Here is an 8,541-nt window from a genome sequence, read left to right as displayed (position 1 = left end):
GCCCCCATTCCGGTTTTTAATTTAACCGGAACCGTGTTGCATACCAACTTGGGGCGCGCGTTACTGGCTGAAAGTGCAATAGAGGCTGTGACTCAGGTGATGCGCCGCCCAGCCGCGCTAGAGTTTGATCTGGATAACGCCACACGCGGACACCGTGATCAGGCTATTGCCCGTCTGTTATGTGAACTCACTGGTGCTGAAGATGCCTGTATCGTCAACAACAATGCCGCCGCAGTCTTGCTGTTGCTGGCCAGTGTCGCAGCAGGAAAAGAGGTGATAGTCTCTCGCGGTGAACTGGTTGAAATTGGCGGTGCGTTTCGCATTCCTGACGTAATGCGGCAAGCTGGCTGCCAGTTGCACGAAGTGGGTGCAACCAACCGCACACACCTGAAAGATTACCAAGCCGCCATTAATGAACAGACCGGTTTGCTGATGAAAGTGCATGCCAGTAACTACAGTATTCAGGGCTTTACGGCAGAAGTCAGTCACGAGCAGTTAGCTGAATTAGGGCAGCAACATCAGTTGCTTACTGCCGTGGATCTGGGCAGCGGTTCACTGACCAATATGCAGGATTATGGTCTGCCCGCAGAACCTATGCCACAAACATTGATTCAGCAGGGTATTGATCTGGTCACTTTTTCGGGGGACAAACTGCTCGGTGGGCCACAAGCCGGTATTATTATCGGTAAACGAAAGTGGATAGAAAAACTCCAGCAGCATCCACTAAAACGCGCGTTACGGGCTGATAAAATGACCCTCGCTGCCCTTGAAGCCACTCTTCGCTTATATCAACAACCTGAATTGCTGGCGCAAAAGTTGCCTTCATTGCGTCTGCTCACCCGTACTCAGAGTGATATCCACACCTGTGCACGCGATTTACATGCGCCATTGCAAGCACACTATCTAAATGATTTTAAAGTGGATATTCAACGCTGTGCATCGCAAATAGGCAGCGGTTCACTGCCATTAGATCGTCTGCCAAGCTGGGCTGTGACCTTCACACCTCATAATCAACGTGGCGCACTCTTACATACACTGTGCGAACTGTGGCGCAAATTACCGACACCCGTAATCGGCCGGATTCAGGAAGGCCATCTGTGGCTTGATTTACGTTGTGCAGAGCCAGAATATGAAGCTGAACTGCTGGCAATGTTGACTCATCCTAGCATTTTATCTGGTTTACACGCACTGCCAGTCCATTTGGATAACAGAGCGTTGGGTTAATCCCCATTACATTAAATGCTAACTGATGTACCAGAATCTACCTATTCAGAAACAGGCTATCTGAAAAAATAACACGGAGTAAAACCCTCATGCTGATCGCCACTGCCGGACACGTTGATCACGGTAAAACCACCCTGCTACATGCAATTACCGGAATCAATGCAGATCGGCTACCGGAAGAGAAGCAACGGGGGATGACTATTGATCTTGGCTACGCCTACTGGCCACAGCCCGACGGGCGGGTTATTGGTTTTATTGATGTACCCGGACATGAAAAATTTCTGGCCAATATGCTGGCAGGTATTGGCGGCATTGATCATGCTCTATTACTGGTCGCCTGTGATGACGGCATCATGCCGCAAACCCGTGAACACCTGCAACTTTTGCACCTTAGCGGATTGCAATCACTTAGCGTGGTATTGACCAAAGCTGATCGTGTTAATGCTGCCCGTCAACAGCAGGTGCGTCTTGCGGTGACTGAGTTATTGTCAGAATACGGTTGGCAACATGCCCCGTGTTTTATCACGGCGGCCACACAGCAGCAGGGGCTTGATGCCCTCAAACAGCATCTGCAACAGTTGAAACCTTCTGTTAAAACATACTCCCACCGCTTTAGATTGGCTATTGATCGTGTTTTTACCGTAAAAGGCGCAGGCACCGTTGTTACCGGAACGGCCTTGTCTGGTCAGGTTGCAGTGGGTGACACCCTCTGGTTGACCGGTAAAACCGGTCAGGTTTCTGTGCGTAGCCTACATGCACAAAATCAGGCCGTATCTCAGGCCCAAGCGGGGCAACGAGTCGCGCTGAACTTGCGCGGCGCTGATCCGCACAATATCACGCGCGGAGACTGGTTGCTGGCACAAGCACCGGTTGGCGATGCCAGTGATCGTGTTATTGTCAGTTTAGATCAGCAGCATACCTTTACCCACTGGCAACCTCTGCATCTGTACCATGCTGCCAGCCATATTACCGGCCGTATCTCTTTGCTGACCGATCACCACAGTACCTTCCCTCTTGCTGAATTGCGTCTTGATACACCGCTGTATCTAGCAGAAAAAGATCGTCTTATTTTGCGAGATATCAGCGCACGCTACACCTTAGGTCAGGCAACGGTTATTGATCTCACCCCACCTAAGCGGGGTAAACGCCATACATCAAATTTGGCATTTTGGCAGCACTGTGCACAAGAAATTGCCTTTGATCAGCGTATAGTAAAAGCACGTTTACAGCAGGGCAGTATCAACCTACCGCAATTTTCGTGGGCAAGGCAGCTTACACCACAAACACTCAACACACTGCTTGAACAAAACAGCCTAATATCAGCAGGAAACAGCATTATCAGTACAGATTATGCACAAGATTTAATGCAACAGTTATGTAGGGTACTGGCTGATTTTCACCAGCAAAACCCCGATCAACAGGGTATCAGCCGTTCACGGCTACAACGCATGACATACCCTTTATTAGATTCAGCACTGTTTCAGAGCCTGATAAAAATACTGCAACAACAAGATCAAGTCACAGTAACGCAAGGGTGGTTACATCTACCAGAACACCGAATTGAACTGAGTCAAGAGCAGCAACAACAATGGCAATATATCCACCCAATATTGCACTCTGCGGGGGTTAGCTGGGTGCGTGATCTGGCTACACAACTGCAAACAGCTATACAGCAAAATGCCGTAACTGAGCAAAACCTAGAGTTAGAAAATAGCCAATACTGTCAAGGGAAAGGAGATATTCAGTGGGAAGAGAACAGACTTAGGCAACTATTACAGCATACTGCAAAAGCCGGTTTAACCACTGCGATTGTGCCTGACCGTTACTGTCTGCACGAGCAACTGTTTCAATATGCCGCATTAATTCGTACTTTACACGCCACGCAAGGTTCAGTATGTGCCGCTGATTTTCGTGATCATATTCATATTGGCCGAAAACTCGCGATTCAGATTTTAGAGTATTTTGACCGCAGCGGGTTCACTCGTCGGCGGGGAAACAGCCATATTATACGGGATCATAGCATGTTTACTGAGACGGATATGAATTCTTCATCAGCACATTAATTTTAGGCACTGTACCGATAACCTATTACTTAATAGCTGACTTTATCCATAAATTTCTTTATAATTGAAAATGTTAGAGGCATGGAAGGTCGTCGTTTCCGGTGAGGCGGCTGGGCTTCAAATCCAGTTAGGGCTGCCAGCAGTCCTGGGCAGGTTCAACTCCTGTGACCTTCCGCCAATTAAGCTCCACTGAACTATCCCCACATCAATAAATCTGCTTTCATCCAATGATATACCGAGAAAATTGCTCTTCTATGGTCAACCCACCTCAAACGAGGTTTGGGGAGTTTTTTTAGGGGAAGAAATATTGAAAATAGGCCTATTACCAAATAAGCCGAAATTTTTATTTCATTGTTAATTAATTTAATAATTTAGCGTTATCTGTAATTGCATGCATTATCAATGCTAATAGCACAATTGTTATATTTAATAACTGAATATCATCTCTCATTATTTCATGCTGATATTAAACAGTAATGTAATATTAGTGTCATGGCTAGAATGTATTTTCTTAGAACATTGAAAATTAACTTATCAATTGGTTTGTAGGAAAGTACCCACATGAGTTTTAAAGAAAGCCGTAATGACAAAAGCACTAAAGATGTTGCGTTTGATGCTGTTTTATCCCACTCAATAAATAGACGTAATGTCTTAAAGGGTGCTTTTGGTGCAACGGCAACACTGTTTTTTGCTAGTAATTCTTTAACAGATGCATTTGCCAAATCAAAAGTCAGTGCGTTGCTTAATTTTAAACCTGTGCCCGCGAGCACTCTTGATACTATAGTTGTTCCAGAAGGCTACTCATTCAAACCTTTAATTTCGTGGGGTGATCCTATTATTAAAGGTGCTGCAGCGTTTAATCAGAGCCTAAATTCTGCAGAGGAGCAACTTGGTCAGTTTGGGGATAACAATGACGGCATGAGTTTTTTTCATTTCACGAATGAAAAAGGCGAGTTGAACCCAAATAGAGCGTTAATGGCCATTAATAATGAATATTACCAGCCCTTTATTTTCCCACACCAAACAGCAAAAATTAAAAACATTGATAATTTGAAAAAAGCTCAAGCCGCTTCGGGCGTTTCGATTATTGAGGTGGTGAGAGACAGTAAAAATCAATGGAGATATGTTCCAGACTCTAAATTTAATCGTCGTATACATGCTAATACACCAATGGAAATAACAGGTGCAGTGAGAGGTTCTGATTCATTAAAATCAACATTGCATACTGATGGAGTTCATGCTTCAGGCACAATAAATAATTGCTCTAATGGAAGAACTCCTTGGGGTACTTATTTGACGTGCGAAGAAAACTTCAATGTTTATTTTGGTGCAACAGACGAGTTTATACCTACTCCAGCACAAAAGCGTTACGGTTTAAGCGCAAAATCTGAACCGGGCCGTGAATGGGGTGAATTTGATTCACGTTTTGACCTTACTAAAAACCCGAATGAAGCTAATACATTTGGGTGGGTTGTTGAAATAGATCCCTTTGACCCCACCTCAGTTCCTAAAAAGCGTACGGCCCTAGGTCGCTTTATGCATGAAAATGCTGCTGTGGTCATTAACAAAGATGGACATGTTGTTGTTTACATGGGTGATGATGATCGTGGCGAATTTATGTATAAGTTCGTTTCTGAAGATGTTTTTGATGCAAGTAATCCTTTTGCTAAAAGTAACCGAGATCTTTTAGAAAAAGGAACACTGTACGTAGCTCAATTTGAGGGCTCAGAAAATAAAAATAGTGTAAATGCCCCAATGGGAACGGGGCGTTGGTTACCTCTTATTTGGAATGAGAAAGGTCTTACACCTGATAATGGTTTTCATTCACAGGCTGATGTGTTAATCAATGCACGGTTAGCCGGAACAATTGTAGGTGCAACAACAATGGATAGACCAGAGTGGGTTGCAATCAATCCGCTGACGGGTGATATTTTCACAACACTTACCAATAATAAAAATAGAGGAGTGAATGATAATCAAGCTATCAATGCTCCGAATCCTCGTGCAGAGAACCATTACGGGCAAATCATTCGCCTTTCTTTATTAAATAAAGACCATGCTAGTGATGTTTTCTCTTGGGATCTATTTTTATTAGCAGGTAATCCGATGGTTCACAAAGGTACTCCTTACGCAGGCTCGCATAATATTACATCTGAAAACATGTTTAATAGTCCAGATGGCATAGGGTTTGATAAAGCGGGTCGTTTATGGATACAAACAGACGGTAACTATAGCAATAAAGGTGATTTTAAAGGCATGGGTAACAATCAAATGTTATGTGCTGATCCCAATACAGGCGAAGTAAAACGGTTTTTAACTGGTCCTACTGCATGTGAAATTACGGGGCTTGCATTTTCAGATGATCAAAAAACAATGTTTATAAATGTTCAACACCCAGGTGAAGATAGTGTGTCTACCTTTCCACATGGAATTAAAGGAAACATTCCAAGGTCTTCTGTTATTATGATAACTAAAAATGACAATGGTGTTATTGGTGATTGATTTTCAATGCTGCATTTATAATTTTTAATTAATAACATCTAAATTCCTTTCTCATAGTGAGGTAATAACTTTTGCCTCACTTATTGCAACATCTTTAAAGTTAGTATTAGCTAAAATAGCCGGTACTGATTAAAATAGATAGTCAAGTCAAGTCAAGTCAAGTCAAGTGTGTTTCCTATCATAGATTCATTGTTTGAATTATGTATTATGGCAAGTCATTGTAGTTTACCTCTTGTATAAAAATCTCTTTCTCGCGGAGTTATCCATGATCCTGAATGTTGCCATTGCTCGGCAAATTGTTGAACGTACCATGAAAATTATCCATCATTCAGTTAACGTGATGGATCAACATGGCAGAATCATCAGCTCGGGTGACTCATCTCGTTTGCAACAGCGACATGAAGGCGCAATTTTAGTACTGAATAACAATCGGGTTGTGGAAATTGATGAGGCTATGGCACGTAGTCTCGAAGGCGTCAAACCGGGAATAAATTTACCTATCGTGTTTAACCTGCAGGTTATTGGTGTCGTGGGCATCTCCGGTGAACCTGCATTGGTGCGTAATTATGGTGAGTTAGTCAAAATGACTGCCGAGCTTATCGTAGAGCAAGCCGCATTAATGTCACAGATCCAGTGGAATAAACGTCATCGCGAAGAACTGGTATTACAGCTTATTCAAGATAGTGAACTCAATGAACAGCAGCTAATTACAGTTGCTGAGCGTTTAAATGTAGACCTCACCCAACCACGAATTGCGGCTGTGGTAAAAGTACTGCCACAGCCGGGAGAATACTTCTCCCTTGAGCACTTACAGCAGTTGGTGCATCTGCTTGAATATCCGGAACGAGATAATCTGGTGGGTATCGTGTCTGTAGCCCGTAACGAAGTCGTGGTACTTAAGCCGATTAAACTCGGACAAGAAGGGTGGTCACGGGAATTTGAACAAAAGCGTGTGGATAAACTGATCCGGCAGGTGGCACGTGAAGGCAGTTTCAGTATCTGTATTGCGTTGGGCGACTATTTTTGTGGTGTAGCTGGATTAGCGCAATCTTACCAAACCGCAAAAGCTACACTGGAAATAGGTGCGTTTAATCCCCAGCGAAATCAGGTTTTGTTTTATCAAGATCATATCGTACCTGTATTACTTAGTGGCTTGCGTGATGATCCGTGGCGCTACCAGCAACTGCAATACCCTTTGCAGATATTAGCTAATCATGATCCGCGTGGTTTGCTTGTTAAAACTTTACGGGTATATTTCGCTCAAAATTGTGATTTGGCTCAAACCTGTGATCAGTTACATATTCATCGTAATACCTTACGGTATCGGTTAGATAATATTGAGAAAATTACATCTTTAAATTTCAATAAGATAAGCGATAAATCTAGAATGTATCTGGCACTTTGCACTCAAGCGTAAACTTCGTGAATTGTGCAATTGCACAAATTTGGCGTAGCTTTTCCATCCTTCTTTTGTTGATTTGCCTAAAGCTAAATTCTATTCCGGCAGGTAGAGTCAGCGCAACTTCAATATACTGACAGGAAAGGACTATGCCAGAAGTATCTACTCTTGGCGCTATCACCGCATTGGTGGTTGCCATCACACTGATTTTACGAAAAGTTCCTCCAGCCTACGGAATGATAATTGGTGCACTGCTTGGTGGTGTTGTTGGTGGTGTTTCTCTGTCAGAAACTGTCACATTGATGATTGGTGGAGCACAGGGAATAGTCACTGCGGTGCTACGAATTCTGGCTGCGGGTATTCTAGCGGGTGTTCTGATTGAGTCCGGTGCTGCCACTTCAATTGCGGAAACCATCGTCAAGAAAGTCGGTGAGACCCGTGCACTGTTTGCATTGGCATTGGCAACCATGATCCTAACCGCCGTAGGCGTGTTTGTGGACGTTGCGGTGATTACCGTCGCGCCGATTGCGCTGGCGATTGCTCGTCGTGCCGACATCTCCAAGATGGCGATTTTACTGGCCATGGTAGGAGGTGGTAAGGCTGGTAATGTAATGTCACCCAACCCGAACTCGATTGCCGCAGCCGATGCTTTTAACGTTCCGTTGACCTCTGTCATGGCTGCCGGCGTGATCCCTGGTCTGTGTGGCATGTTATTAGCTTATTTCATTGCGCAGAAGCTGATCCACAAAGGCAGTAAAGTGCAGGCACACGAAGTGGTCAGTGTCGATATGAGCCGTCTGCCAAGCTTTGGTGCTGCCATTGTTGCACCTCTAGTGGCGATTGTGTTGCTCTCGTTGCGTCCGATTGCTGGTATTAGCATTGACCCACTGATTGCGCTGCCGGTTGGCGGCCTGTTGGGTGCGCTGGTGATGAAACGTCATCGTGATACCAACCATTTTGCCGTCTCTGGTTTAACCCGTATGGCGCCAGTCGCTGTGATGTTACTGGGAACTGGCACTTTGGCGGGAATCATAGCCAACTCTGGCCTGAAAAATGTCCTTATTGATGGCTTAACCTCCTCTGGTTTGCCATCTTATCTTTTGGCTCCAGTCTCGGGCGCGATGATGTCACTGGCTACGGCATCAACCACCGCGGGTACTGCGGTCGCCTCTAGCGTATTTAGCCAGACCATTTTGGACTTAGGTGTACCCGCGTTGGCGGGCGCGGCGATGATCCATGCCGGTGCTACCGTGTTTGACCACATGCCGCACGGTAGTTTCTTCCACGCTACCGGTGGATCTGTGCATATGGATATGAAAGAACGTTTGGCACTGATCCCGTACGAATCGGCGG

General features: G+C 44.7%; 4 protein-coding genes, 1 tRNA gene and 1 pseudogene. All 6 read left to right on the top strand.

Annotated features, from left to right (window positions below):
• A pseudogene (gene selA / locus ACRC27_RS02195) lies at nucleotides 1-1,128 on the top strand (L-seryl-tRNA(Sec) selenium transferase); the annotation flags it as partial.
• A gap of 185 nt (nucleotides 1,129-1,313) precedes the next feature.
• Nucleotides 1,314-3,287 (top strand): selenocysteine-specific translation elongation factor, encoded by a 1,974-nt coding sequence (gene selB, locus ACRC27_RS02190; protein WP_438639087.1) that lies wholly within the window; start codon nucleotides 1,314-1,316, stop codon nucleotides 3,285-3,287.
• Between the two features lie 83 nt (nucleotides 3,288-3,370).
• A tRNA-Sec gene (locus tag ACRC27_RS02185) sits at nucleotides 3,371-3,465 on the top strand.
• Between the two features lie 383 nt (nucleotides 3,466-3,848).
• Nucleotides 3,849-5,789 carry a PhoX family protein gene (locus ACRC27_RS02180; protein WP_438639086.1) on the top strand — a complete coding sequence of 647 codons (1,941 nt, stop codon included), beginning with the start codon at nucleotides 3,849-3,851 and terminating at the stop codon, nucleotides 5,787-5,789.
• Between the two features lie 265 nt (nucleotides 5,790-6,054).
• Entirely contained in the window at nucleotides 6,055-7,206 is a 1,152-nt protein-coding gene (locus ACRC27_RS02175; protein ID WP_438623110.1) for a sugar diacid recognition domain-containing protein, read from the top strand.
• Nucleotides 7,207-7,337: 131 nt separating this feature from the next.
• On the top strand, nucleotides 7,338-8,541 hold a 1,204-nt coding region (locus ACRC27_RS02170; RefSeq protein WP_438639085.1), incomplete at its 3' end, for a GntP family permease.

Origin of the sequence: Plesiomonas sp. (genome assembly GCF_051650925.1) — a bacterium.
In the GTDB taxonomy this organism is placed as follows: Bacteria; Pseudomonadota; Gammaproteobacteria; order Enterobacterales; family CAMTGL01; genus Plesiomonas.
The sequence above is the reverse complement of the archived record's forward strand: the minus strand, read 5'-3'. Positions and strand labels throughout refer to the sequence as shown.